This is a genomic window from Bradyrhizobium sp. Ec3.3 (assembly GCF_000472925.1).
Classification (GTDB): domain Bacteria; phylum Pseudomonadota; class Alphaproteobacteria; order Rhizobiales; family Xanthobacteraceae; genus Bradyrhizobium.
This window is the reverse complement of record NZ_AXAS01000012.1, coordinates 38,872-62,585: the sequence shown is the minus strand read 5'-3', so window position 1 is coordinate 62,585 and position 23,714 is coordinate 38,872. Positions and strand designations below refer to the sequence as shown.

Below are 23,714 nucleotides of genomic sequence, written 5' to 3'. Positions count from 1 at the left end.
AGACGTCGAAAGGGCCTAATCCTGCGGCTCTGACGCCGTGTCGCCTTGTGCGTCGACGCGCAGCCATCCGGAGGGTGCGAGGCGCTGCTGCGGCAGGAAGCGCGCCTTGTAGTCCATCTTCTTGGAGCCCTCGATCCAGTAGCCGAGATAGACGTAGGGCAGGCCCTGGCGCCGGGCGCGGGCAATGTGGTCGAGGATCATGAAGGTGCCGAGCGAGCGGCCGACCTGGCTCGGCTCAAAGAAGGAATAGACCATCGACAGCCCGTCGCTGAGCACGTCGGTCAGCGCCACCGCCAAGAGCTCCTCGCCGCGGCCGGTGATGCCGCTGTCGGGGCCGCGCTTGCGGTACTCGATGATGCGGGTCTCCACATGGCTGTCCTCGACCATCATGGCATAGTCGAGCACGGTCATGTCGGCCATGCCGCCATGGCGGTGTCGGGCGTCGAGATAGCCGCGGAACACCGAATACTGCTCGGAGGTCGGAACCGCGCTGCGCTGCTCGCCGATGATGTCGGCGTTGCGCGCCATCACCTTGCGGAAGTTGCGGGACGGGCGGAACTCGTTGGCGACCACCCGGACCGAGACGCAGGCCCGGCACTGGTCGCAGGCGGGCCTGTAGGCGATCGACTGGCTGCGGCGGAAGCCGCCATGGGTCAGGAGGTCGTTGAGGTCGCCGGCGCGGTCCCCCACGAGGTGCGTAAACACCTTGCGCTCATGCCGGCCCGGCAGGTACGGGCAGGGCGAGGGCGCCGTAAGGTAGAATTGGGGGGTGTCGCGCGAGTGCTGGGTCAAGGGACGTCGTAGGCCTCCGAAACAGGTATCAGCATCGCGCTACGGAGGCTCATGGTCAATCGGTCAGCTCACAAGGTGGTTTAGGAGGCGCTCTAGTAGGTTTCTCTAATAGGTTCTTGCCGTCTGCGGCACGGGCGAGCGGACCGAGTTGTTGATGACGACCGTTCCCAGCACGATGTCGTGCAACAGGCGCCGGCGGCCGTTGAACAGGCCGACGACGATCACGAACGGCGTCAGGAACGAGATCGACACCCAGAACAGCACCGCGTGCATGGCACCGAGCACGAAATAACCGGGTGCGCCGTACCAGGTGCGCAACTCCAGATCCATCACCCGCATGCCGATCGTCGCGGAATGCGGACCGCCGATGCAGGCGCCGTAATAGACCACGGCCCAGATCACCGAGGCCGGCCAGGCGAGCCAGAACAGCGCCCAGCCCAGACCAAGCGTGACGATGCCGAACACGGCGATGAAGATGTAGCCGAGGATTACCGGGACCGAGATCACGATGAGATCGATCAGGAAGGCGAATACCCGTCGGGTCGATACGCCACGGAACAGCTCCGGCTGGAGGTAGGGATCATAGGCATGCGGCGGAACCCCGCCGTCATTGCGCCGGGGACCCGAGTTAGGGCTCGAATTGCCCGAGTCCGAATACGACATGGTCCGTTCTCCGATCGGAAACACTCGTGGCTGCACATGGGATCAGGCCGTCCCGCTGCCAAGGCCGCGGCGATCAACAAGCGGAAATATTCCGGCGATTCGGGGGCAGTGATTGGACACTGTCATTTCGGGGCGATGCGTCAGCATCGAACTATGGTGCGCACTTGCGCACCTGGGAATCTCGAGATTCCGGGTTCGGTCCTGCGGACCGCCCCGGAATGACGGAAGTTGTATTAACTCTGCGCCTTGATCTTCTCTGCTGCCTTCGGCGCAAAATACGTCAGCATGCCGTCGGCGCCGGCGCGCTTGAAGGCGAGGAGGCTTTCCATCATCGCGCGCTCGCCGTCGAGCCAGCCATTGCCGGCAGCTGCCGCGATCATCGCGTATTCGCCGGAGACCTGGTAGGCGAAGGTCGGCATCGCAAAAGTGTCCTTCACCCGCCGTACGACGTCGAGATAGGGCATGCCGGGCTTCACCATCACCATGTCAGCGCCCTCGGCGATGTCGAGCTCGACTTCGCGAAGTGCTTCATCGGTGTTGGCGCTGTCCATCTGATACGTACGCTTGTCGCCTACAAGCGTCTTGGCCGAGCCGATGGCGTCGCGGAACGGGCCGTAGAAGGCAGAGGCGTATTTCGCCGCATAGGCCATGATCTGCACGTCGAGCAGGCCGGCACGGTCGAGCCCTTCGCGGATCGCGCCGACGCGGCCGTCCATCATGTCGGAGGGCGCGATGATGTCGCAGCCGGCCTCCGCCTGCACCAGCGCCTGGCCCACGAGCACGGCGACCGTCTCGTCGTTCAGGACCCTGCCGTCCGCGATCAGGCCGTCGTGGCCATGGCTGGTGAAGGGATCCAGCGCGACGTCGCAGAGGATGCCGATGTCAGGGAATTCCTTCTTGATCGCGCGCACGGCCTGGCAGACGAGGTTGTCGGGATTGGTCGCTTCCGAGCCGTGCTCGTCGCGCAGCGAGGCTTCCGTGTAGGGAAACAGCGCGATGCAGGGGATCGTCAGCTTCATCGCGCGCTCGGCCTCACGCACCGCCTGGTCGACGCTGAGCCGTTCGACGCCGGGCATCGAGGCAATCGCCTCGCGCTTGTTGCTGCCGTCGATCAGGAACAGCGGCCAGATCAAGTCGTCCGTGGTGAGCACGTTCTCGCGCACCAGGCGCCGCGCCCATTCCGCCTTGCGGTTGCGGCGCGGGCGGACGGTCAGATCCAAGCCCAGATCTCTGGCAGGAGCGGCGGTCGCGTTTCCGCGCGCTACCTCGCGCAATTCGATCGGACGTCCGTACTTGATCGCCATTGTAGGTATCTCCAGCGCGATGATTCATCATCGCGCTTAGTTGTTGTTTGGGCATGATCTTTTCGGAAAACCGCTGCAGACTTTTCCGGATCATGCCGAACTAGAATTATTCTTATACCAGCTCGCATGGTTCCCGTCACCGCGGCTTGACCTTCCGCAACCCGGTAGCAGACCGATTGATTTTGCCGGGCGAAGCGGCCAGAAGGGGAGCCATGTCCGAGATCTCAACCCGCGATGCCGCCCGCGACGGCGCCAGGGACAACGGCAGAGACAGCGCGATGTCGGTGGCCGCGCTGTCGTCCGAGAGACCCGAGTCCGACGAGAACGTCTGGACGCGGCGGCTCGTGCTATTCCTGCGCGTGATGGCGCTGCTCTCGATCCTGAAGGGCCTCTATCACTGGGCGCAGGTGACGGGCTTCGTCGGCGGCGAGGACGATGCGTTCGAGAACCAGTCGATGGCCTGGCAGGCCGCAACCGTCTACTTCGCCGTGATCGAACTCGTCGCCGCCGTCGGCCTGTGGCTCGCGACGCCCTGGGGCGCGGTCGTGTGGCTCACGACGGTGGTGTCGATGGCGGTGATCGAATTGATGTTCCCCGGCATCTATGGCGGCAGCCTCATCGTGGTCGCGGTCGAAGCTTTCATGCTCGCCGCCTATCTCGCGCTCGCATGGATGGCCGCGCGCGAGCGCCCGCCATAGCAAAGCCAATTCTGGTTTTGCGCAGCGCATCCACGATCGGGTGCGGGGCGCATCTTTCCACAATTTCCACAATTGTCTGTCGGGCGTCCGAGTGCCGGCACTGCGCAGCAGCGTTGCACGCTGCAGCGCGTCAGGGACACGAGAGCGTGTTTTCGCGCGTCGATGGTTGATCGATGGTTGCCTCAAATTTGCGGCAAGTTTTCACGGATCCTGCGTGATCCGCCACAGCTCTTACGCTCCCGTTTCGAAACAGGGCAGGGCTGTTCTGGAATGCGACAAGTGGTGCGGACGGAGGGTGAACAGGACCTTGCCACCGTCAACAGAGGGTTGCGAAAAGTCCTTGTCGCACAGGCTTAATCCGCGATTCACTGTCTTAAATTCATGATCTCTTTATTCTCTTATTTAAGCTGATCTTCAAACGCCTCCCCTTAAGTTGCGGCTATCAGGCGGGACAAAAGTTTCGTCGAATAAGTGTCGACAAAAACGACAACAGGGGAAGTGTCATGATGAAAGCCGTCGCAACTGCGGCAGATACCGCAGAGCGCGTCGCCGGCCAGCAGGGCTCGGTGCAGTCGCTCTATCTGGAAGCTTTGACTTTGGTGGAGCGGCTGCATCGCCGCTTGCTCGACGTCATCAAGGATGAATTCGATCGTCGCGGCCGCGCCGACATCAACTCGGTGCAGGCGCTCTTGCTCTACAACATCGGCGACAAGGAGCTGACCGCAGGCGAGCTGCGCACGCGCGGCTACTATCTCGGCTCCAACGTCTCCTACAATCTGAAGAAGCTCGTCGAGCTCGGCTTCCTCGATCATCAGCGCTCGCGCGTTGATCGTCGCTCGGTGCGCATCCGCCTGACCCCGCAGGGCCAGGAAGTTCGCCGCATCGTCGACGCGCTCTACCAGAAGCACGTCAAGACGGTGGAGCAGGTCGGCGGCATCTCGGGCGAGGAGTTCTCCACGCTCAACAAGTCGCTGCATCGCCTCGAGCGGTTCTGGACCGACCAGATCCTGTATCGGCTCTGAGTTTATTCGGAGGGATCAAGGCCAAGCCGGCCCTAAACAAGACCGGCGTGCCTCGCGAACGTGCCTAAACTTCCCCGATCGCGCCGGCCCGGCTTTGCCCGGACCGGCGCGTTTTGTGTTTTTGCACCTGCGAAAAAAGCAGCGCCCTTGCGGAACCAGCCGCCGGCTCGCAGCTTATCCCCTTCAGATCGGAGGCGTGCGATGCTGGTCGAGCGTGGACTACAGACCATGAACGTGGAGATCGTGAGCGAGGCCTATGCTATCGCCGCGAATTATCTGCGCAGAGCTGGCGCGCTCCCCGATACGCTCGTCACCGATGAGCGGCTGCTGAAGATCATCGTGCAGCTGTTCCAGCACGGCGAATTCAACAAGATCAGGCTGGCCAACAAGGCAATCGCGAAATTCGAGGCCGCGTTCGAGGCCGAAGCGTTTGCCTGACAGCATTCCCCAAAATTCAGATCAAGCAGAGGATGCCATGGAAGCCGCCATCGACCGCATCATGAAGACCTATGACCTGCTCGCCAACCGCACCGCTGCGGCGAGCGAGGAGGCGAGGGCCAAGGTGACCAACTACCTCAATACGCTGGTTGAGGCGGGCGAGAAGGACACTCATCGGTTGACGGTCTGCGGCCTGACCTACCTGCGCCAGCTCGACGGCAGCATCGACCCGGTGAAGGCGGGTTATACCGGTTTGTGAGGAGAGGCGGCCAAGTCTATCTCAAAGCCGGAGGAACCGGCTGCCGGCGCCCCTCTGGGCGCCAAGCGGCGGGTGTGGCGGCGGCCGCCTGTTAACGCTCGGCGAGCGCCCGGCGCGGGCGATCCCGTACATCTGCGGGCCTCCAAATCCCCGCGATCCCCACCATATCTGGCATAATTGTCGCCCCGGACCCGCAAATGCTTGGCCGGACCGGGGCGATGTGGTAGATCGCGGCTGCTTCCAACCGTCACACAAGACCGACCGTAGCCCGCCAAAAAGGCTGCGGCGGTGGAGATATTCGCCGATGACTTCCGCCAAAACCGCCTCCGCGCCCGATTCGTTTTTTACGGCCTCGCTCGACAAGGCCGACCCGGAAATCGCCGCCGCCATCAAGGGCGAGCTCGGCCGTCAGCGCCACGAGATCGAGCTGATCGCCTCCGAGAACATCGTCAGCCGGGCCGTGCTGGAAGCGCAGGGTTCGGTGATGACCAACAAATACGCGGAAGGTTACCCCGGCGCGCGATACTATGGCGGTTGCGAATGGGTTGACGTTGCCGAGAACCTCGCGATCGATCGCGCCAAGCGGCTGTTCGGCGCCAATTTCGCCAACGTGCAGCCGAACTCCGGCAGCCAGATGAACCAGGCCGTGTTCCTGGCGCTGATGCAGCCCGGCGACACCTTCATGGGCCTTGATCTGGCCGCCGGCGGCCATCTCACCCACGGCTCGCCCGTCAACATGAGCGGCAAGTGGTTCAAGGCCGCGCACTACACGGTGCGACGCGAGGACCAGGTCATCGACATGGACGTGGTGGCCAAGCAGGCCGAAGAGATCAAGCCGAAGCTGATCATCGCCGGCGGCTCTGCCTATTCGCGCGCCTGGGACTTCAAGCGCTTCCGCGAGATCGCCGACAGCGTCGGTGCCTATCTGCTGGTCGACATGGCGCATTTCGCCGGCCTCGTTGCCGGTGGCGTGCATGCTTCTCCCGTGCCTCATGCGCACGTCACCACCACCACGACCCACAAGTCGCTGCGCGGACCGCGCGGCGGCCTGATCCTGTGGAATGACGAGACGCTCACCAAGAAGCTCAACTCGGCGATCTTCCCGGGTCTCCAGGGCGGGCCGCTGATGCACGTGATCGCGGCGAAGGCGGTGGCGTTCGCCGAGGCGCTGCGGCCGGATTTCAAGGTCTACGCCAAGAACGTCGTCGAGAATGCCAAGGCGCTCGCCGAAACGCTGCGCAGTCACGGGTTCGATATCGTCTCGGGCGGCACTGACAACCATCTGATGCTCGTTGACCTCAGGCCGAAGGGCCTGAAGGGCAACGTCTCGGAGAAGGCGCTGGTCCGCGCCGCCATCACCTGCAACAAGAACGGCATTCCCTTCGACCCCGAGAAGCCCTTCGTCACCTCCGGTTTGCGTCTTGGCACGCCGGCCGCGACGACCCGCGGTTTCGGCGTCGCTGAATTCCAGCAGGTCGGCGGCATGATCGCTGAAGTCCTGAACGCAATCGCGCAGTCGGACGACGGCAACGCGCCGCTGGTCGAGGCCGCGATCAAGGAACGCGTCAAGGCGCTCACCGATCGGTTCCCGATCTACCAGTAAGGGCGGATAACAAGCGGATGCGCTGTCCCAACTGCAACAGTCTCGATACGCAGGTTAAGGACTCGCGTCCGACCGAGGATTCGTCCGTGATCCGCAGGCGGCGCATCTGCGTCGCCTGCAATTTCCGCTTCACCACCTTCGAGCGCGTGCAGCTGCGCGAGCTCACCGTGATCAAGCGCAACGGCCGCCGCGTTCCGTTCGACCGCGACAAGCTGATGCGCTCGGTGCAGATCTCCTTGCGCAAGCGGCCGGTCGAGCCGGAGCGGGTGGAGAAGATGGTTTCTGCCATCGTGCGCGAGCTCGAGACCGCGGGCGAGGCCGAGATCTCCTCGGAGGTGATCGGCGAGACCGTGATGGAGCATCTGCGCACGCTCGACGACGTCGCCTATGTGCGCTTCGCCTCCGTCTACCGCAATTTCCGCGAGGCCAAGGATTTTGCCGACGTGCTCGGCGAGCTCTCCGGCGAGGAGGAAGCGCGGCTCGCCGCGATACGCAAATGATCTTCCGCATTCTGGAGGATCAGCTCGCGCAGAAGGCCCGTGAGTCCAAAGACGCTGATCGCCGCTTCATGCAGCTTGCGCTGGCGCTCGGCCGGCGCGGGCAGGGGCGCACCTGGCCGAACCCGTCCGTCGGCGCCGTCATCGTCAGGGATGGCGTGATCGTCGGCCGCGGCTGGACGCAACACGGCGGCCGCCCGCATGCCGAGCGCGAGGCGCTGCGACGCACGGGCGAGGCGGCCCGTGGCGCGACGCTCTACGTCACGCTCGAACCCTGCTCGCATTTCGGCAAGTCGCCGCCTTGCGCGGACGCCGTGATCGCGGCCGGCATCACGCGCGTGGTGGCGGCGATCGAGGATCCCAATCCGGAGGTCGCAGGACAAGGCCACGCGCGCTTGCGCGCCGCAGGCATCACCGTCGATGTCGGGCTCTGTGCTGTGGATGCTGCCTACGATCATGCCGGCCATTTCCGCCGTATCCGCCACAAGCGCCCGCATGTGATCCTGAAGCTTGCGGTCTCGCCCGACGACAAGATCGGGGCGGCCGGCGGCAAGCCGGTCGCGATCACGGGAGAGGCCGCGCGCAACCGCGTGCATCTCTTGCGAGCGCAGAGCGATGCCATCCTGGTCGGCATCGGCACGGTGCTTGCGGACGATCCGCTTCTGACCTGTCGCCTGCCGGGCATGGAAGCACGCTCCCCGGTGCGCATCGTGCTCGACCGGAGTTTACGCCTTCCGTCGTCGAGCCAGCTCGTCCATTCCGCACGCGAGACCGCGCTGTGGGTGATCGGCTCTGAGCTCGCGGAAGCTGCCGCAGCCACGCGGCTCGGCGCGGCTGGCGCCCAGGTCATGCGCATGTCGCCCGGCAGCACGCCGGGGCTCGATCTTCCTGCAGTGCTGCACGCGCTGGCCGAGAAGGGCATCACGCGGCTGATGGTCGAGGGCGGCAGCCATGTGGCCTCGTCCTTCGTCGCGGCCGATCTGGTGGATGAGATCTGGCTGTTCCGCGGGACCGAAGCGATCGGCGCCGGCGGCGTCGATGCGCTCGATGCATTGCCCCTGTCGAAAATCACGCAGTCGCCCGCCTTCAAGGTTCATGCTAGCGAAACATTCGACAGGGATACTCTCACCATCTACGAGCGCGCTTAAATGTTCACTGGCATTGTCACTGATATCGGCGAGATCGTCGGCCTGACGCCGACGGCTCAGGGCCAGTTGCATCGGCTGCGCATTGCCTGCCGCTACGATCGTGCGACCATCGCCGATGGTGCCTCGATCGCCTGCAACGGCGTCTGCCTGACCGTGGTCGCTTCCGGCATCGAAGGCGGCAAAGACTCTGCTGAAAGGACTTGGTTCGATGTCGACGCCGCGGCGGAGACGCTGGCGCTGACGACGGCCAAGCACTGGAAAATTGGTACGAAGCTCAATCTCGAGCGCGCGCTGAAGATCGGTGACGAGCTCGGCGGCCATATTGTCGCAGGACATGCCGACGGGATCGCGACGCTTCTCAGTCGCGAGGACTTGCCCGACATGGCGCGGTTCGAGCTCAAGACCACGCGGGAGCTCGCGCGCTTCATCGCGACCAAGGGCTCGATCACCCTGGACGGCGTGTCCTTGACCATCAATACGGTCAAGGACGTGACCTTTTCGGTCCTGATCATCCCGCACACCCTCAGCGTCACAACCATCGGTGCCTGGCGCGCCGGGGACGAGGTCAATATCGAGGTCGATCTGATGGCCCGCTATGCGGCGCGACTGACCGAAATGACGTGACCGGCGGAGCCGGTCATTCCGGGATGGTCCGAAGGACCAGACCCGGAATCTCGGGATTCCGGGTTTGATGCTCCGGGCCGCGCTCCGCGGTCCCGTCGCATCGCCCCGGAATGACGGTCACTTTAAAACTTGGCTTAACCGCTTGCGGCGACTACATAACGCGCCGACCTCAGTAGAACGGATTGAACGATGGCAGACGCGCGGCGCGCACCCCTGAAGGACCAGACCGACATTTCCGGCGCGCGTGCGCTGATTGTCGAAGCGCGCTTCTATGACGATCTCCAGGATGCGCTTTTGGAAGGCGCGGTCGCCGAGCTGAAGGCGGCCGGCCTCACCCATGACGTGATTACGGTTCCCGGAGCGCTGGAAATCCCCGCAGCCGCGGCCATTGCGGTCGACGCTGCCGCGAGCAACGGGAAACCCTATGACGCCGTGATCGCGCTCGGCTGCGTGATCCGCGGCGACACCATCCATTTCGAGATCGTCTCGCAGGAATCCTCGCGCGCGCTGATGGATCTTGCCGTGGCGCGCAAGCTTCCGCTCGGCAACGGAATTCTCACAGTGAACACCGAAGAGCAGGCCTGGGCACGGGCGCGTGCCAGCGAGCTCAACAAGGGCGGCGATGCCGCGCGCGCGGCGCTTGCCATGCTGCGCATCAAGCGCCGCCTGGCGCGGGCCTGAGCCATGGCGGACACCAAGAAACAGCCCGGCGGGGCGGAAAAAAAGGCAAACCGGCGCGGCGCTGCGCGGCTCGCGGCCGTGCAGGCGCTCTACCAGATGGACATTGCGGGCGCCGGCATCAACGACATCTTCGCCGAGTTCGAGAGCCATTGGCTCGGCAACGAGGTCGAGGGCGAAAAATATCTGCCGGCGGAAGCGGCCTTCTTCCGCGACGTCGTCTCCGGCGTCGTGCGAGACCAGAAGAAGCTCGATCCCCTGATCGACGAGGCGCTGTCCAAGGGCTGGCCCCTGAAGCGCATCGAGGCGATCCTGCGCGCGGTGCTGCGGGCAGGGGCCTACGAGTTGGAGCATCGCAAGGACGTGCCGGGCCGGGTCGTGGTCTCCGAATATGTCGACGTCGCCAACGCCTTCGTCGATCGCGAGGAGACCGGCATGGTCAACGCGGTGCTCGACCAGATCGGCCGCCACTTTCGCGGCGACGAGTTCGGGCGGTAGCCAAAAGCGAAGGGGCGTCGAAGATGCAATGCGCCAGCCCCATATTCCGCTGTCATGCCCCGCGAAGGCGGGGCATCCAGTACGCTGCGGCCCATCGATTCATCACGAACGTCTCTGGAATACTGGATCGCCCGGTCAAGCCGGGCGATGACAGTTGTGTGTGTGGATAGGCCGATGGCAAACGCGACAAATGTCTCCGGCGAAGACTCGCTCATCGCGCGCTATTTCAAGCCGCTGGCGACTGACCCCGGCGCGTTCGCTCTGGTCGATGATGCCGCCATCCTGAAATCCTCCGGCGAGGACATCGTCGTCACCACGGACGCCGTAGTCGAAGGCGTGCATTATCTCGCTAGCGACCCGCCCGGTACCATCGCCCGCAAGGCGTTGCGCGTGAACCTGTCCGACCTTGCGGCTAAGGGCGCGACGCCAGCGGGCTTCGTGCTGACGCTCGCACTCCGCAGCAAGGACGATGCCTGGCTGAAGCCTTTCGCCGATGCGCTGGGCGAGGACGCCAAGGGCTTCGCGTGCCCGCTGCTCGGCGGCGACACGGTCTCCACGCCCGGGCCGCAGATGATCTCGATCGCGGCCTTCGGCCGCGTACCGTCGGGGCGGATGGTCGGCCGCACCGGTGCCAAAGCCGGCGACCGCGTTATGGTGACCGGAACGATTGGCGATGCCGCACTTGGCCTCGAGGTGCTCAAGGGCGGTGCTGCGGCGAAGGCGCTGGCATCCGATTCGGCCGCACGGGATATCCTGGTCGCGCGCTACCGCATTCCGCAACCGCGCAATGTGCTGGCGCACGCCGTGCGCGACTGCGCGAGCGCTGCGATGGATGTCTCGGACGGGCTCGCCGGCGATCTCGTCAAGCTCTGTGCAGCCTCAGGCGTGTCAGCCGCGATCGATGCGGCCAGCGTGCCGCTGTCGGCGCCGGCCGCCGGCCTCGTTGCGCGCGGCGACGTCCGGATCGACGCGCTGCTGTCCGGTGGCGATGACTATGAGCTTCTGTGTGCTGTTCCTGAAGCGCGATGCGCCGATCTGATTGAAGCCGGGCGGGCGGCAGGCGTGGCCGTAACCGTCGTCGGAACGATAGTGCCGGGAAATGAGGCGCCGCGCTTCCTGGACGGCGCGGGCCGGGAACTGGTCCTCAAGCGGCTGTCCTATAGCCACTTCTAGCAATTTCCGCGAAACGGACGCCTACGACCTAAGGACCTGCGGAGATCGACGATTTTCGCGCCTCCGGCGTTGCACGGGCATGGCGATTTTGGCAAGGTCCCCGCCCATCGGGGCTGCTCCTTTTTTTGGGGAGGCGCGGTCCCGCTTTAAGGCGCCACTCCGTCACAACGGGAAAAAATCGGCGCTGGGGGTACATCAAGGATCTGAGGCAAAATTCACATGACAGCATTATGGTTGATAGTGCTCTGCGGAGTGCTCTCTGTCGTCTACGCGATCTGGGCGACGTCTTCGGTGTTGGGCGCGGATGCGGGGTCGCCGCGCATGCAAGAAATCGCCGGAGCGGTCCGTGAGGGCGCGCAGGCCTACCTGCGACGCCAGTACACGACGATCGGCATCGTCGGCATCGTCATCTTCCTGCTGCTTGCCTATTTCCTGGGTATCTACGTCGCCGTCGGCTTCGCCATCGGCGCCATCCTGTCGGGGGCAGCCGGCTTCATCGGCATGAACGTCTCGGTCCGCGCCAATGTGCGCACCGCGCAGGCTGCGACGACATCGCTCGCCGGCGGCCTCGAACTCGCCTTCAAGGCGGGCGCCATTACCGGCCTTCTGGTGGCGGGCCTCGCGCTCCTCGGCGTGACGCTCTATTTCGGCTTCCTGACCTATTCGCTGAAGCTTGCGCCCGACAGCCGTACCGTCGTCGACGCCATGGTGGCGCTCGGCTTCGGCGCCTCGCTGATCTCGATCTTCGCCCGTCTCGGCGGCGGCATCTTCACCAAGGGTGCGGACGTCGGCGGCGACCTCGTCGGCAAGGTCGAGGCCGGCATCCCCGAGGACGATCCGCGCAACCCGGCGACGATCGCCGACAACGTCGGTGACAACGTCGGCGACTGCGCCGGCATGGCCGCCGACCTGTTCGAGACCTACGCGGTGACCGCGGTCGCCACCATGGTTCTGGCGGCGATCTTCTTCGCCAAGACGCCGATCCTCGCCAGCATGATGACGCTGCCGCTCGCGATCGGCGGCATCTGCATCATCACCTCGATCATCGGCACCTTTTTCGTCAAGCTCGGGCCGAGCCAGTCGATCATGGGCGCGCTCTACAAGGGCCTGATCGCAACCGGCGTCCTGTCGCTGATCGGCATCGCCGGCGTGATCTACTACCTGATCGGCTTCGGCAAGCTCGAGGGCGTCGACTACACGGGCGCGGCGCTGTTCGAGTGCGGCGTCGTCGGTCTCGTCGTCACCGCGCTGATCATCTGGATCACCGAGTACTACACCGGTACAGACTATCGCCCGGTGAAGTCGATCGCCCAGGCCTCGGTGACCGGTCACGGCACCAACGTGATCCAGGGCCTCGCCGTCTCGATGGAGGCGACCGCGCTGCCCGCGATCGTCATCATCGCCGGCATCCTCGTCACCTACAGCCTTGCCGGACTGTTCGGCATCGCGATCGCGACCGCCACCATGCTGGCGCTCGCCGGCATGGTCGTCGCGCTCGACGCCTTCGGCCCCGTGACCGACAACGCCGGCGGCATCGCCGAGATGGCGGGTCTGCCCAAGGAGGTGCGCAAGTCGACCGACGCGCTCGATGCGGTCGGCAACACCACCAAGGCGGTGACCAAGGGTTACGCGATCGGTTCCGCCGGTCTCGGTGCGCTGGTGCTGTTCGCGGCCTACAACCAGGACCTCAAGTTCTTCGTTGCGGACTCCGCGAAGCATGCCTACTTCGCCGGCGTCAATCCGGACTTCTCGCTCAACAACCCCTATGTCGTGGTGGGCCTGCTGTTCGGCGGCCTGCTGCCGTATCTGTTCGGCGCGATGGGCATGACTGCGGTCGGCCGTGCGGCCGGCGCGATCGTCGAGGAGGTGCGGCGCCAGTTCCGCGAGAAGCCGGGCATCATGCAGGGCACCGACAAGCCGGACTACGGCAAGGCGGTCGACCTTTTGACCAAGGCGGCGATCAAGGAGATGATCATCCCCTCGCTCTTGCCGGTGCTGTCGCCGATCGTCGTCTACTTCGTGATCTACGCGATCGCGGGCGGGGGTGCGGCCGGCAAATCGGCGGCGTTCTCCGCCGTGGGCGCCATGCTGCTCGGCGTGATCGTGACGGGTCTGTTCGTCGCGATTTCGATGACCTCGGGCGGCGGTGCCTGGGACAACGCCAAGAAGTACATCGAGGACGGCCATTTCGGCGGCAAGGGCTCCGACGCCCACAAGTCCGCCGTGACCGGTGACACCGTCGGCGATCCCTACAAGGATACGGCGGGCCCCGCGGTCAACCCGATGATCAAGATCACCAACATCGTGGCCTTGCTGCTTCTGGCGATCCTCGCGCACTGAGTGGCGTCAACCGTACGACAAAACCCCGCGGCGCAAGCCGCGGGGTTTTTGTTTGAGCTTCTCACGTCACTCCGGGGCGGTCCGCATGACCGAACCCGGAATCTCGAGATTCCGGGTTCGATGCTTCGCATCGCCCCGGAATGACGCTGCATGTCACTGCACATCCATCTGCAAGCCTTCCTTCGCGATGATGCCTGCGAACTTTTTGGTCTCGGCATCGACGAAATCGGAAAACTGCTGCGGGGTGCCGTAGTCGGCGCGGGCGCCCATCGAGGCGATGTTCTTCCTGATGTCCTCGCGCGCGAGCATCGCCTTGACCTGCAAATTCAGCGCCTCGAGCACCGCTGCGGGCACGTACTTCGGCAGGAAGACGCCGAACCAGGATGACACGTCGAAATTGGCCAGCTCCGGCGCGCTTTCGCGCATGGTCGGAAGGTTGGGTGCGAGCTCGCTGCGCTCCGGCGGGGTGACGCAGAGCCCGTTGAGCGTGCCGTTCTGCACCTGCGGCAGGCTCGGATAGAGGTTGTCGAACAGGATCTGGATGTCGCCGGCGAGCGCCGCCTGGAGTGCGGGACCCGCACCGCGGAACGGGATGTGCGTCATCTTCAGCCCGGTGAGCTGGAGAAACCAGGCGCCGGTGAGGTGAGGGCTCTGGCCGACGCCGGAAGAGGCGTAACTGAACTTGTCCGGATTGGCCTTGAGGAAGGCGATCAGCTCTTCGATCGACTTGATGCCGGTCTTCGGATGCGCCGAGACGATGTTCGGGATCCGGATCATGTTGGAGACAGCCTGGAGCTGGTCGGCCTTGTAGCTGAGGTTCTTGAAGATGCTGTAGGCGATCGCGTTGGGGCCGGGATTGCCGATCAGGATGGTGTGGCCATCCGCTCTGGCGCGCGCGGCTTCCGCGGTGCCGATGGTACCGCCGCCGCCCGAGCGGTTCTCGACGACGGCCGACTGGCCCCAGGCGGCTTGCAGGTGCGCCGCGAGCAGCCGTCCCATGACGTCGGTCGAGCCGCCGGCGGCGGCCGGCACGATGATGCGAATGTTCTCGGTGGGCTTCCAGTCCGCCAGGCTCGTGCGCGGCAGAATAGCCGCCGTCGACAGCGCTGCCGCGCCGGTCAGCACGCGTCGGCGGGAAAACGATGTCCTGGTCACGAATCCACTCCCTGCTTTTGTTTTGCAGGGAGCGTAGGGAACGCTGGGCACCACCGCAAGCAGCGTGGAGCGGTGCGACGCCGCAGCCTGACCTCAGTTGAAGCTGAGCAACTTGAACAGCGGCGTGAGGTAGTTGAGCTCCTGGCCCGAGGTCGGCGTGGTGCGGCTGATGGAGTCGAAGATCTTGCCGTCCTGCAGGCCGTAATTCGCAAGCCGGCGCACGCGCCGATTCTTGTCGAAGTAGATCGCGATCACGCGCTGGTCGACCACACTCTGGTTCATGAAGGCGACCGGACGCTCCGAGCGCTGAGAGATGTAATAGAACACCTCGCCGTCAAGCGTTGCGACGGTGGAGGGTGTGCCCATCACGATCAGCACCTGGTCCTGGCTCGCCCCGAGCGGAATCTGCTCGAGCGCACCGGGCGGCAGGATATAGCCCTTCTGGAACTGCTCGCCCGTGCAGGCGGCAAGCCCGATGCTGACGAGCGCGGCGGCGGCGATGGCGCGCCAGCGCGCGTAACGGCCGCGCGCCTTGACTCCGCGGTGACTGGTCTGGCTCGAATTGGTCATTCTCGGAACTATCCCGTCCCCTTGCGTCGCGCGAGGCGCTGAAGTACCGGGCAGACGCGGCGAGCGCAACCCGCGCGCGCACGCTTGTGGAACCCACAATGCTCTGGCCGTTCAAACACTTCAGGAAACCCCGGCTAGCCCCGCGCGGCACCATTGAGACCATCTATGGCATGATCGTGACGCAGGCGCGAGAACCCATGTTTTACCGGGACTTGGCCGTCCCGGACACGGTTAACGGCCGATTCGACCTGCTTCTCCTGCATTTGTGGCTCCTGCTGCGCCGGCTGCGGGCGGCTTCCGACGCCACCGAGCTGTCGCAGGCGCTGTTCGATCGCTTCTGCGAGGACATGGCAGACAATCTGCGGGAGATGGGTATCGGGGATCAGACCGTCCCCAAGCGGATGCGGGCCTTTGGAGAGGCCTTTTATGGCCGGGCCCGGGCCTACGACCAGGCCATGGACGAAGGCGGCGAGGCGCTGGCATCGGCGATCGCCAGGAATATCTTGAACGGGACGGACGGCGCGCAGGCGCGGCGGCTTGCGGACTATGCCAGGGCCACGGAAGCTGATCTTGCCCGGACTGACCAGGGCGCGCTGCTGCGCGGTTCATTTGTATTTCCATCGCCGCCAGGGGAGCATGTGGCGCCATGACCAGACCAAATGCCGAACCCCAGACCGATCCGTGGCGCGTGCCGGTGATCGTGGCGCAGATCCCGGACACCGGCTTGCATCGGGAGATCGAGGCATCGAGCCGCGAGCGCGAGGCCATGGCCGAGGTTGCGGGTGTTCGCGAGGTCGTGTCCGCGAAGGCCTCTTTCGACGTGTCCCCGAAGAGCGGCGGGCGGGTTCATGTCACCGGCAACGTCCGGGCGCGGATCGGCCAGACCTGCGTGGTGACGCTCGACCCGGTCGAGAGCGAGATCGACGAGGAGATTGACCTGATGTTTGCTCCCGAGGCCGAGGTGCGGCGACTGGCTGACCTCATCGAGGAGGGGCAGGACAGCGACGACGCCGCGGAGGCGGTCCCGGAGCCGCCGGAGGCGATCATTGCCGGCGTCATCGACCTCGGCCGGCTGGCCACGGACGCCCTGTTTCTGGGCATCGACCCCTATCCGCGTAAACCGGGGGCGGTGTTCGAGGCCCAGGTGACGGCCCACGATCCCGAGGACCACCCCTTTGCGGCGTTGAAGGCGCTCCAGGACAAGCCCAAGCGCAAATGAGGCCAAATAACTGTGCGCCTCGGGCGGGCTCGCTTTGCGATGTGCATGAATGGTTTGCCTCGTCAGGTTGAAAGATTACGTGATCAGTTTGATTTCATGGAGTTTTTATCGCTTGGGCGGGGGGCGATCCGTGATCGCCCGGAATCCAAAAGACTGGGGGCAAGAGGTTGTTTCGGGGTGACAAAACGCTATTGTCGCGGCCCGGTCCGGGTGCGGTGTGGCGCCTGGCCGATCGCTGTTGATGATGGCGAACCCATTTCGCGGCCCCGCTAGTTTCTTAGACCGCACGAGATCAGGTTTCCGGGACGTTCATGCTAAGCAAGGTTCGAATCGCGCTTGACGCCATGGGAGGCGACGTCGGCGCCCCCGTCGTCATTCCCGGCGCCGCCATCTTGCTTGCCCGGCATCCCGATATCGAATTCCTGCTGGTCGGCGATCGCGCCAAGATCGAGCCCGAGCTCGACAAGCACCCCGCGCTGAAGGCCGCCTCCAGGATCATCCACACCGACGTCGCCGTCAGCATGGAGGACAAGCCGAGCCAGGCGCTGCGGCGCGGGCGCAAGAAGGCCTCGATGTGGCTTGCGATCGAGGCTGTGAAGAAGGGCGAGGCGGACGTGGTGGTTTCCGCCGGCAATACCGGCGCCCTGGTTGCCATGGCGCGCTTCTGCCTGCGCATGCTGCCGGGTATCGATCGTCCAGCGCTCGCGGCGATCTGGCCGACCCTGCGCGGGGAATCGGTCGTGCTCGATCTCGGCGCGACCATCGGCGGCGATGCGCGCCATCTGGTGGCGCTCGCGGTGATGGGCGCGGCGATGGCGAGCGTCCACTTCAACCTCACGCGTCCGAAGGTCGGTCTCCTCAACATCGGCGTCGAGGAGATGAAGGGGCATGAGGAGATCCGCGAGGCCGCCGAGATGCTGCGCACCATGAACCTGCCGCAACTCGACTATGTCGGCTTTGTTGAAGGCGACGGCATCGGCAAGGGCCTTGCCGACGTGATCGTCACCGAGGGCTTTTCCGGTAACATCGCACTCAAGGCCGCCGAGGGAACCTCGCGCCAGATGCTCGAAGTTCTGCGCAGTGCCATGGCATCGAGCTGGCTTTCGCGCATCGGCTATCTGTTCGCGCGCGGCGCCTTCCAGACGTTGCGCGAAAAGCTCGATCCGCGCAAATCCAACGGGAGCGTTCTGCTCGGCCTGAATGGCGTCGTGGTCAAGAGCCATGGCGGAACCGACGCTGAAGGCTTTGCCTATGCCGTCGATGTTGGTTATGAGATGGCTCGCTACGATCTCCTGACCAAGATCAATCAGATGCTCAACCGCGACGGTGGCGCGCTGACTTCAGTGCCGACCGCGCAGGAGGCTGTTTCGTGACTCAAATTCGATCGGTCGTGCTCGGCTGCGGCAGCTATTTGCCGGAGCGTGTCGTGACCAATGCCGAGTTGGCGGCCCGCATCGACACATCGGACGAGTGGATCGTGCAGCGCACGGGCATTCGCGAGCGTCACATCGCGGCCGACGACGAGTTCACCTCGCACCTTGCGATCAGGGCGGCGCGCGCGGCGCTCGCGCATGCCCGGCTCGATCCGCAGGCGATCGATCTGATCGTGCTCGCGACCTCGACGCCCGACAACACGTTTCCGGCGACCGCAGTCGCCGTCCAGCACGGGCTCGGCATCAACCATGGCGTGGCGTTCGACCTGCAGGCGGTCTGCTCCGGCTTCGTGTTCGCGCTCGCCACTGCCGACAACTTCCTGCGCACGGGCGCCTACAAGCGCGCGCTGGTGATCGGCGCGGAAACCTTCTCGCGTATCCTCGACTGGAACGACCGCGGCACCTGTGTGCTCTTCGGCGACGGCGCCGGCGCCATCGTGCTGGAAGCGCAGACGCAACCGGGGAAGACCTCCGACAGCGGCGTGCTGACCACGCATCTGCGTTCGGACGGCCGCCACAAGGCCAAACTGTTCGTCGATGGGGGGCCCGGCTCGACCAGGACGGTCGGCCACCTGCGCATGGAAGGCAAGGAGGTGTTCAAGCACGCGGTCGGCATGATCACCGACGTGATCGTCGATGCCTTCAACGCCACCGGCATGACCGCCGAGGACATCAACTGGTTCATCCCGCATCAGGCCAATAAGCGAATCATCGATGCGTCCGCCCACAAGCTGCATATTGCGCCGCAGAAGGTGGTGCTCACCGTCGACAAGCACGGCAACACCTCGGCGGCCTCGATTCCGTTGGCGCTGTCGGTCGCGGTGAAGGACGGTCGGGTGAAGAAGGGCGACCTGCTGCTGCTGGAAGCGATGGGCGGCGGCTTCACCTGGGGTTCCGCACTCGTGCGCTGGTAGTAGAGCGCGATCGATAAAATTTTGCCGAGATTGCGGGCCATTTTGTTGCCGACTCAAGCGCGGAATGAGCGGGTTGACCGTTGTCTCGTAACCTCATAATTTTAGACGACAATTGTTCGCCGTCGGGTGGGGCAGGGCGATGACCGAGACTAGCAAAACCGTAACGCGAGTGGATCTCTGCGAGGCCGTCTATCAAAAGGTCGGCCTGTCGCGGACGGAATCGTCTGCCTTCGTGGAACTCGTGCTGAAGGAGATCACCGATTGCCTCGAGCGGGGCGAGACGGTGAAACTGTCCTCGTTCGGCTCCTTCATGGTGCGTAAGAAGGGCCAGCGTATCGGCCGCAATCCCAAGACCGGTACCGAAGTGCCGATCTCGCCGCGCCGGGTGATGGTGTTCAAGCCGTCCGCCATCCTGAAGCAGCGGATCAATTCGCAGCACAAGGCCAATGGCGACGGCAGCAAGACTGAAGTGGAGGCGTAATCGCCTTCCGAAAGGATGAGGCCCTTGGACAAGGCGCCGGATGCGTTCCGCACCATCAGCGAGGTAGCGCAGGACCTCGACATCCCGCAGCACGTATTGCGGTTCTGGGAGACCCGCTTCTCCCAGATCAAGCCGATGAAGCGCAGCGGCGGCCGCCGCTACTACCGCCCCGACGACGTCGACCTGCTCAAGGGCATCCGCCGGCTGCTGTACGGCGAGGGCTACACCATCCGCGGGGTGCAGCGGATCCTCAAGGAGCACGGCATCAAGTCGGTCCAGGGCCTCGCCGATTCGTCGGCCGCGGTCTCGTTCGGCGCGATCGAGGATGCGATCGGCCAGAGCCTGATGGAGACCGAGGAGGAACCCGAGATCCGCGGCGTCGCTGATACCGACGATGACGACTTCCAGGGCGAGGAGGAGGAAGGCATCGATTTCCGCTTCGCCGAGATCGACGACGAGGAAATCCTCACCACCTTCCGCAAGGGCCCGGCCGACCGGGCCGGCCCGAACCCGGCCGACCGAGAGCGGCTGGAGCGGGTGCTCCAGGACCTCGTCGCCTGCCGCGAACTGCTCGACGAGGCCCTCAAGGCCGGCTGAGCAAGGTGCATTCTGCGATTTCAGGGGATGTTCCCGGTCGTCCGGGCGGTTCAGGCGCCTTGCGCAACGCGGCGATCCTAGCTATGGGAACGGCATTCGGAGCGTGGCGCAGCCCGGTTAGCGCACTAGTCTGGGAGACTAGGGGTCGGAGGTTCAAATCCTCTCGCTCCGACCATTTTTTCAAACCATCTGGCGGGCGGATTGCTCGGGAGGCGCGGCGCGGACGCTGCCCCTGATGCCTGCGTGACGATGGGGGTGAGCTGCAGCTGCCGTGACCGGGCAACAAAACGTCGAAAACAACCCCATGCAAAGTAGCCGACAACGGCCCGGGCGGTGCATTGCGGATTTTACGAAAATCGATTGACGTGTCGGGCAAATCAGCATCATCGCACCGCGTCGGATGGGTCGGGCCGACGACCGTCGAGCAGGTGGACCAAGGCGCGGTTTGGGCGGCACTAGTCTAGAAGACTAAGGGGCGTCTCGCTTCGACTAATCAAATCAAAGGCTTATCCGGCAACCTGAATTTCGCTGGAGCCTGGAATCGGCACCCCGTCATCGCCGGCCGGGCAGCGGAAGGAAGGCAGGGCGAATGCGATTCCTGCGCGGACCTACTGGTGCGGAACTAGCGCGACAAGTCGTCAGCAATACACGTTGAAGACGTTCCGCATGAGCAAGTCGATGTGGTGTGAGACGGTCGGTTCACCTACTTTCAAACTATTCGGGTGACCACAGCCGTTTCTCGTCTTTAGGCATGCCTGTAGCTGCTCTTTAACGTTCTTTCCGATCATTGAGATGCCGTGAATACGCTCCAAGAACGTGAACTCCTTCATCTCGCCTAGATCGTCAGTCGTCTTAGCGGCCTTCCATTTGTGATCAACACGCGAAGCTTCGGTGTTGAACTCCTTCAAATGCTTCGAATGCACTTCGATCTTGAGCACATGCATTGCAGCTAGCCATGACATGACAACCGCAGATCGATACAGTTCATATTCGTAGCACTGCACGGCCTCTTCAACGAAAGAGCGTGTGTCGGCGTCGCTGATCTTCGCGAGTAAATCCCGTAGGCCGGTTGCAATCTGGACGGCAGCGGGTCGAATGCTCGAAACGCCGAGCGTCCGTAGATGTTGCTTCCCACCTTCTGAAAGCTCCCAACCCGCGCTCGTACTGATGGCTAGTCCTTTGGTTCGAGCAAAGTAGCTCGATACGTTCCCCTCGGCTATCTTTCTGAGACCGACGTCCTTGCACCGTTGCTTAATATCTTTCACCTGTGTCGGCGTTGAAAAAGTTGCCAACACAAGGAGCAACTTGTCCACATCGCTGAAATCGCGATGAACCCAATTTTTCAGTTCGCTAACCTTTAGCAAGCACGGCCTCTAATCGCTTCGTCTCATCCGCCGGGAGTGAGTAGACGCCTTCTTTCACCACTCGCAGTTTGTCTGCTTTGGTCAGTCCCTCAAGAGAAGTGGAGAGGTTGCCAGTATAGTTCTTCTGCCAGTAGCCGGTGGCCGTCTTCATAGCGGCTAGAATTTCAGCTCTCGTAAACTCGGATTTACCTTGGGAAAAATGCAGGTACGCCGCCGCAACAGTAACTAGATCGGGGCCGGTCTTCGCCTTGAGCAGGGTGGCTATGGTGACGGTCGAGTGCTTGCCAGCTGATTTCGCCCCGTGGCTATCGTGTGCCTTCTCACGCGTGGGCTTCGGCGTGACCAAGAGATGTTCATTGGTATTACTCAGCTCCTTGAAGATGCCGAGTAGATCGTTCTTCAGAAAACTTGCGTCACCCTCGTACTCAATTTCAATTTCACCGATCTTGATCTTGATCTTCGCGTCGCCCCCAGCCATGCTTAGCTCCAAATTGGCAAAAGAAGGTTCCACTATCGCCAGAATGGCAACGCCAGTCCACTGCATTCGCCCGTTGCATTGCACCGCTCCCCAATCCCCGGCAACAGCCGATCCGAGACACTTCTGAAAAAGAAGTCGCGGGAAACCCTACAAGGCGGCAGTTCTGCGATTATTGCCAGAGCTGCTTCGGGCAAGGGGAACGCCTATCGAGTTCGGCGTCGCGCTGGGCGCTTTAAGAACTCTTCCGGCTCGGCCTCGAGAGTATGTGCCAGCTTCCCAAGTACCTTGAGGCTCACATAAAACGAGCCCTTCTCGATCTGGCTCAAATAGCTCCGGCTAATCTTGGCCTGATATGCCAGTTCGTCTTGCGACAACCCTTTCGCATTTCGCAAACGGCGCAGATTGGTGGCGAAGACTTCCCGCAAGTCCATTGGACGAACGTCGCCCGTTGCTCAGTATATTGCACCTCGATATACTGAACAAAGCTGCCGTCTATCGTCGCGATGCCGAGGGGGCGCGGCTCCACGCCTGACGCGCATGGCCGGTTGAGATCGACGATGGGCAGGACCGCTAAAGAGAAGACTGAGCGCTTCGAGATTGCGATGGACGATGGGCTTCGTTGCGCGCTTCAGTAGTCCGCCAACCAGACTCTCCAACACTGCCCAGCCTTCGAGCCGCCCGACGAAAAATCGTTCGGGAAGAAACAGCGGCGTCGTGGATCTAAAACTGTCGATCGTCATCGGTAATCCCATTCGGAAAGCGTCTCACGCAACTCAGTCGCTTTTATCGACGAGGTTCCTGATCAGCGCGGAAACATGCTCGGTTCGGTGCGCTCGACGATCCGCAGCACGCTCTTGCAGGTCGGACATTCATACGATCGAATTTCGTACCGCCCGGTGGCCGGTTCGCTTCGGACCAAGGTGCGTGGCTGGTTGCACGCGGTGCAACGTGGCCCTTCGAAGTATCGATTGCGGTTCATTGCAGAACCCAAATCGGAACGTCAGGAAAAGGTAACGGCCGCCCGCAATATCCGGGCGGCCACCGAGTCCAATATCAAGCGGCTGATCTCAGCCCCGGCGCGAGCACTGTAATCTCGAGGCGAGTCTGCAAACGGTTCGGTAGCCGACGTTCCCGGTCGGAACAGAGGGCGAGTTGCAGCCTGGCCACAGCACGTCCGCATCACAGTCGTTTTCGGGGCGGATGAACGCTTGTGATTTCAAGCGGCGGAGAACAGTCCAATTTCCAAAAAATATGCAACAATCAAAAGCTTGCGTCCGCTTGGAGACTGGGGCGGAGGTTGAAATCCTCGCTCCGACCATTTTCAGAACGGCAAAAGCCGGTCCCTTGGGGCGTTTCCTCCCCTTTCGGGGCTGGGCCTTAGGCGTGGCCCTTGATCTCGTAGTGACCTGGCACACACTTGTAGCGTTCGATGCGCCAGTTGACGTGGTAGATCGGGTGCTCGCCCATCCATTTTGCGAGTTCGGCCTGCGCGCCCACTGCACACTGCATGAGCGAGATTTCGGGCGTCATGTTGCTGTCGGTGACGATTTCCTCGACGCAACTGCCCGAAGCTGCTGCGCCTAGCCGGCAGAGCACGGCCACGACGGTAATAAACATGCATTTCACCTCTTTGGTTGTTACACGCCACGAGGAGATGCAAGCGGGGTGCCACGCCCTGTGTCGACCGCGACACGATGGCTTGAAGACTCACCTCAGCTTTCGCCCCATTTGACGATTCGGATTGTAAAAAAATTCCCCTCAATCCG

At 63.4% G+C, this 23,714-nt stretch carries 28 protein-coding genes, 1 tRNA gene and 1 pseudogene; 20 read left to right on the top strand and 10 right to left on the bottom strand.

Annotation, left to right across the window (positions count from 1 at the left end; all coding sequences use genetic code 11):
* Positions 1 to 15: 15 nt before the first annotated feature.
* The 3 genes from YUU_RS0113815 to hemB form a co-directional block, all read right to left on the bottom strand.
* On the bottom strand, positions 16 to 792 hold the full coding sequence (locus YUU_RS0113815) for an arginyltransferase (RefSeq protein WP_027522903.1): 777 nt from the start codon (positions 790 to 792) through the stop codon (positions 16 to 18).
* 105 nt (positions 793 to 897) lie between these two features.
* On the bottom strand, positions 898 to 1,455 hold the full coding sequence (locus YUU_RS0113810) for an RDD family protein (RefSeq protein WP_027522902.1): 558 nt from the start codon (positions 1,453 to 1,455) through the stop codon (positions 898 to 900).
* A 233-nt stretch (positions 1,456 to 1,688) separates the two neighbouring features.
* Positions 1,689 to 2,759 carry a porphobilinogen synthase gene (hemB, locus tag YUU_RS0113805; protein ID WP_027522901.1) on the bottom strand — a complete coding sequence of 357 codons (1,071 nt, stop codon included), beginning with the start codon at positions 2,757 to 2,759 and terminating at the stop codon, positions 1,689 to 1,691.
* A 212-nt stretch (positions 2,760 to 2,971) separates the two neighbouring features.
* Between hemB and YUU_RS0113800 the strand changes: the two genes are divergently transcribed.
* From YUU_RS0113800 to YUU_RS0113745, 12 genes are all read left to right on the top strand, one after another.
* Entirely contained in the window at positions 2,972 to 3,457 is a 486-nt protein-coding gene (locus tag YUU_RS0113800) for a DUF6163 family protein (protein WP_027522900.1), read from the top strand.
* A 503-nt stretch (positions 3,458 to 3,960) separates the two neighbouring features.
* Positions 3,961 to 4,479, top strand: coding sequence for a transcriptional regulator LdtR (gene ldtR / locus YUU_RS0113795; protein ID WP_027522899.1), 519 nt, complete (start codon positions 3,961 to 3,963; stop codon positions 4,477 to 4,479).
* Positions 4,480 to 4,680: 201 nt separating this feature from the next.
* Positions 4,681 to 4,917 carry a hypothetical protein gene (locus YUU_RS0113790; RefSeq protein WP_027522898.1) on the top strand — a complete coding sequence of 79 codons (237 nt, stop codon included), beginning with the start codon at positions 4,681 to 4,683 and terminating at the stop codon, positions 4,915 to 4,917.
* A gap of 37 nt (positions 4,918 to 4,954) precedes the next feature.
* Complete coding sequence (locus YUU_RS0113785; RefSeq protein ID WP_027522897.1) at positions 4,955 to 5,176, top strand: hypothetical protein; 222 nt, start codon at positions 4,955 to 4,957, stop codon at positions 5,174 to 5,176.
* 304 nt (positions 5,177 to 5,480) lie between these two features.
* Positions 5,481 to 6,779 carry a serine hydroxymethyltransferase gene (glyA, locus tag YUU_RS0113780; RefSeq protein WP_027522896.1) on the top strand — a complete coding sequence of 433 codons (1,299 nt, stop codon included), beginning with the start codon at positions 5,481 to 5,483 and terminating at the stop codon, positions 6,777 to 6,779.
* Between the two features lie 17 nt (positions 6,780 to 6,796).
* A complete protein-coding gene (gene nrdR / locus YUU_RS0113775) occupies positions 6,797 to 7,279 on the top strand; it encodes a transcriptional regulator NrdR (protein WP_027522895.1) in 483 nt (160 codons plus the stop codon).
* On the top strand, positions 7,276 to 8,424 hold the full coding sequence (gene ribD, locus YUU_RS0113770; RefSeq protein ID WP_027522894.1) for a bifunctional diaminohydroxyphosphoribosylaminopyrimidine deaminase/5-amino-6-(5-phosphoribosylamino)uracil reductase RibD: 1,149 nt from the start codon (positions 7,276 to 7,278) through the stop codon (positions 8,422 to 8,424). Before nrdR ends, ribD begins: the two co-directional genes overlap by 4 nt.
* Positions 8,425 to 9,048 carry a riboflavin synthase gene (locus YUU_RS0113765; RefSeq protein WP_027522893.1) on the top strand — a complete coding sequence of 208 codons (624 nt, stop codon included), beginning with the start codon at positions 8,425 to 8,427 and terminating at the stop codon, positions 9,046 to 9,048.
* Between the two features lie 189 nt (positions 9,049 to 9,237).
* Positions 9,238 to 9,729 carry a 6,7-dimethyl-8-ribityllumazine synthase gene (gene ribH, locus YUU_RS0113760; RefSeq protein ID WP_027522892.1) on the top strand — a complete coding sequence of 164 codons (492 nt, stop codon included), beginning with the start codon at positions 9,238 to 9,240 and terminating at the stop codon, positions 9,727 to 9,729.
* A gap of 3 nt (positions 9,730 to 9,732) precedes the next feature.
* Complete coding sequence (gene nusB, locus YUU_RS0113755; protein ID WP_027522891.1) at positions 9,733 to 10,224, top strand: transcription antitermination factor NusB; 492 nt, start codon at positions 9,733 to 9,735, stop codon at positions 10,222 to 10,224.
* A gap of 174 nt (positions 10,225 to 10,398) precedes the next feature.
* Complete coding sequence (gene thiL, locus YUU_RS0113750) at positions 10,399 to 11,397, top strand: thiamine-phosphate kinase (protein ID WP_027522890.1); 999 nt, start codon at positions 10,399 to 10,401, stop codon at positions 11,395 to 11,397.
* 219 nt (positions 11,398 to 11,616) lie between these two features.
* Complete coding sequence (locus YUU_RS0113745; RefSeq protein ID WP_027522889.1) at positions 11,617 to 13,737, top strand: sodium-translocating pyrophosphatase; 2,121 nt, start codon at positions 11,617 to 11,619, stop codon at positions 13,735 to 13,737.
* Positions 13,738 to 13,890: 153 nt separating this feature from the next.
* Here YUU_RS0113745 and YUU_RS0113740 read toward each other — a convergent pair whose 3' ends face one another.
* Positions 13,891 to 14,892: a tripartite tricarboxylate transporter substrate binding protein gene (locus YUU_RS0113740; protein ID WP_027522888.1), complete on the bottom strand. Its 1,002-nt coding sequence runs from the start codon at positions 14,890 to 14,892 to the stop codon at positions 13,891 to 13,893.
* Positions 14,893 to 14,985: 93 nt separating this feature from the next.
* Positions 14,986 to 15,462 (bottom strand): outer membrane protein assembly factor BamE, encoded by a 477-nt coding sequence (locus YUU_RS0113735; protein ID WP_027522887.1) that lies wholly within the window; start codon positions 15,460 to 15,462, stop codon positions 14,986 to 14,988.
* 98 nt (positions 15,463 to 15,560) lie between these two features.
* Here YUU_RS0113735 and YUU_RS0113730 point away from each other — a divergent pair, with 98 nt between their 5' ends.
* The 7 genes from YUU_RS0113730 (at position 15,561) to YUU_RS0113700 (ending at position 20,281) form a co-directional block, all read left to right on the top strand.
* A complete protein-coding gene (locus YUU_RS0113730) occupies positions 15,561 to 16,112 on the top strand; it encodes a ubiquinol-cytochrome C chaperone family protein (protein WP_027522886.1) in 552 nt (183 codons plus the stop codon).
* Entirely contained in the window at positions 16,109 to 16,681 is a 573-nt protein-coding gene (locus tag YUU_RS0113725) for a DUF177 domain-containing protein (RefSeq protein WP_027522885.1), read from the top strand. Before YUU_RS0113730 ends, YUU_RS0113725 begins: the two co-directional genes overlap by 4 nt.
* 311 nt (positions 16,682 to 16,992) lie before the next feature.
* Positions 16,993 to 18,054: a phosphate acyltransferase PlsX gene (gene plsX / locus YUU_RS0113720; RefSeq protein ID WP_027522884.1), complete on the top strand. Its 1,062-nt coding sequence runs from the start codon at positions 16,993 to 16,995 to the stop codon at positions 18,052 to 18,054.
* A complete protein-coding gene (locus YUU_RS0113715) occupies positions 18,051 to 19,028 on the top strand; it encodes a beta-ketoacyl-ACP synthase III (protein ID WP_027522883.1) in 978 nt (325 codons plus the stop codon). The genes plsX and YUU_RS0113715 overlap by 4 nt, the downstream gene beginning before the upstream one ends.
* Positions 19,029 to 19,167: 139 nt before the next feature.
* Complete coding sequence (locus YUU_RS0113710; RefSeq protein ID WP_027522882.1) at positions 19,168 to 19,509, top strand: integration host factor subunit alpha; 342 nt, start codon at positions 19,168 to 19,170, stop codon at positions 19,507 to 19,509.
* Between the two features lie 24 nt (positions 19,510 to 19,533).
* Positions 19,534 to 20,106 carry a MerR family transcriptional regulator gene (locus YUU_RS0113705; protein WP_027522881.1) on the top strand — a complete coding sequence of 191 codons (573 nt, stop codon included), beginning with the start codon at positions 19,534 to 19,536 and terminating at the stop codon, positions 20,104 to 20,106.
* 97 nt (positions 20,107 to 20,203) lie between these two features.
* Positions 20,204 to 20,281, top strand: a tRNA-Pro gene (locus tag YUU_RS0113700).
* A gap of 463 nt (positions 20,282 to 20,744) precedes the next feature.
* Here YUU_RS0113700 and YUU_RS0113695 read toward each other — a convergent pair.
* The 4 genes and pseudogenes from YUU_RS0113695 to YUU_RS61165 all read right to left on the bottom strand — a co-directional run.
* Positions 20,745 to 21,470 (bottom strand): hypothetical protein, encoded by a 726-nt coding sequence (locus YUU_RS0113695; protein ID WP_027522880.1) that lies wholly within the window; start codon positions 21,468 to 21,470, stop codon positions 20,745 to 20,747.
* The gene (locus YUU_RS0113690) at positions 21,457 to 21,948 is read right to left on the bottom strand and encodes a hypothetical protein (RefSeq protein WP_210164173.1); all 492 of its coding nucleotides are present in this window, start codon (positions 21,946 to 21,948) and stop codon (positions 21,457 to 21,459) included. The genes YUU_RS0113695 and YUU_RS0113690 overlap by 14 nt, the downstream gene beginning before the upstream one ends.
* Positions 21,949 to 22,151: 203 nt before the next feature.
* Positions 22,152 to 22,379 carry a helix-turn-helix domain-containing protein gene (locus YUU_RS0113685; protein WP_027522878.1) on the bottom strand — a complete coding sequence of 76 codons (228 nt, stop codon included), beginning with the start codon at positions 22,377 to 22,379 and terminating at the stop codon, positions 22,152 to 22,154.
* Between the two features lie 186 nt (positions 22,380 to 22,565).
* Positions 22,566 to 22,688 (bottom strand): annotated as a pseudogene (locus tag YUU_RS61165) (DUF3833 domain-containing protein); the annotation flags it as partial.
* Positions 22,689 to 22,763: 75 nt separating this feature from the next.
* On the opposite strand from YUU_RS61165, the gene YUU_RS0113680 reads away from it, so the two are divergent.
* The gene (locus tag YUU_RS0113680) at positions 22,764 to 23,039 is read left to right on the top strand and encodes a hypothetical protein (RefSeq protein ID WP_027522877.1); all 276 of its coding nucleotides are present in this window, start codon (positions 22,764 to 22,766) and stop codon (positions 23,037 to 23,039) included.
* 286 nt (positions 23,040 to 23,325) lie between these two features.
* Here YUU_RS0113680 and YUU_RS0113675 read toward each other — a convergent pair whose 3' ends face one another.
* The gene (locus YUU_RS0113675; RefSeq protein WP_027522876.1) at positions 23,326 to 23,565 is read right to left on the bottom strand and encodes a hypothetical protein; all 240 of its coding nucleotides are present in this window, start codon (positions 23,563 to 23,565) and stop codon (positions 23,326 to 23,328) included.
* Between the last annotated feature and the right edge of the window lie 149 nt (positions 23,566 to 23,714).

Bases quoted from the DNA above. Each gene is read 5' to 3' on its own strand.
- YUU_RS0113785 (WP_027522897.1), top strand. From the start codon at position 4,955: ATGGAAGCCGCCATCGACCGCATCATGAAGACCTATGACCTGCTCGCC.
- ldtR (WP_027522899.1), top strand. From the start codon at position 3,961: ATGATGAAAGCCGTCGCAACTGCGGCAGATACCGCAGAGCGCGTCGCC.
- YUU_RS0113685 (WP_027522878.1), bottom strand. From the start codon at position 22,379: ATGGACTTGCGGGAAGTCTTCGCCACCAATCTGCGCCGTTTGCGAAAT.
- YUU_RS0113790 (WP_027522898.1), top strand. From the start codon at position 4,681: ATGCTGGTCGAGCGTGGACTACAGACCATGAACGTGGAGATCGTGAGC.
- ribD (WP_027522894.1), top strand. From the start codon at position 7,276: ATGATCTTCCGCATTCTGGAGGATCAGCTCGCGCAGAAGGCCCGTGAG.
- YUU_RS0113800 (WP_027522900.1), top strand. From the start codon at position 2,972: ATGTCCGAGATCTCAACCCGCGATGCCGCCCGCGACGGCGCCAGGGAC.
- YUU_RS0113725 (WP_027522885.1), top strand. From the start codon at position 16,109: ATGACCAGACCAAATGCCGAACCCCAGACCGATCCGTGGCGCGTGCCG.
- plsX (WP_027522884.1), top strand. From the start codon at position 16,993: ATGCTAAGCAAGGTTCGAATCGCGCTTGACGCCATGGGAGGCGACGTC.
- thiL (WP_027522890.1), top strand. From the start codon at position 10,399: ATGGCAAACGCGACAAATGTCTCCGGCGAAGACTCGCTCATCGCGCGC.
- YUU_RS0113675 (WP_027522876.1), bottom strand. From the start codon at position 23,565: ATGTTTATTACCGTCGTGGCCGTGCTCTGCCGGCTAGGCGCAGCAGCT.
- YUU_RS0113765 (WP_027522893.1), top strand. From the start codon at position 8,425: ATGTTCACTGGCATTGTCACTGATATCGGCGAGATCGTCGGCCTGACG.
- glyA (WP_027522896.1), top strand. From the start codon at position 5,481: ATGACTTCCGCCAAAACCGCCTCCGCGCCCGATTCGTTTTTTACGGCC.
- YUU_RS0113680 (WP_027522877.1), top strand. From the start codon at position 22,764: ATGCTCGGTTCGGTGCGCTCGACGATCCGCAGCACGCTCTTGCAGGTC.
- YUU_RS0113810 (WP_027522902.1), bottom strand. From the start codon at position 1,455: ATGTCGTATTCGGACTCGGGCAATTCGAGCCCTAACTCGGGTCCCCGG.
- YUU_RS0113735 (WP_027522887.1), bottom strand. From the start codon at position 15,462: ATGACCAATTCGAGCCAGACCAGTCACCGCGGAGTCAAGGCGCGCGGC.
- hemB (WP_027522901.1), bottom strand. From the start codon at position 2,759: ATGGCGATCAAGTACGGACGTCCGATCGAATTGCGCGAGGTAGCGCGC.
- YUU_RS0113690 (WP_210164173.1), bottom strand. From the start codon at position 21,948: ATGGCTGGGGGCGACGCGAAGATCAAGATCAAGATCGGTGAAATTGAA.
- ribH (WP_027522892.1), top strand. From the start codon at position 9,238: ATGGCAGACGCGCGGCGCGCACCCCTGAAGGACCAGACCGACATTTCC.
- nrdR (WP_027522895.1), top strand. From the start codon at position 6,797: ATGCGCTGTCCCAACTGCAACAGTCTCGATACGCAGGTTAAGGACTCG.
- YUU_RS0113710 (WP_027522882.1), top strand. From the start codon at position 19,168: ATGACCGAGACTAGCAAAACCGTAACGCGAGTGGATCTCTGCGAGGCC.
- YUU_RS0113730 (WP_027522886.1), top strand. From the start codon at position 15,561: ATGCTCTGGCCGTTCAAACACTTCAGGAAACCCCGGCTAGCCCCGCGC.
- YUU_RS0113745 (WP_027522889.1), top strand. From the start codon at position 11,617: ATGACAGCATTATGGTTGATAGTGCTCTGCGGAGTGCTCTCTGTCGTC.
- nusB (WP_027522891.1), top strand. From the start codon at position 9,733: ATGGCGGACACCAAGAAACAGCCCGGCGGGGCGGAAAAAAAGGCAAAC.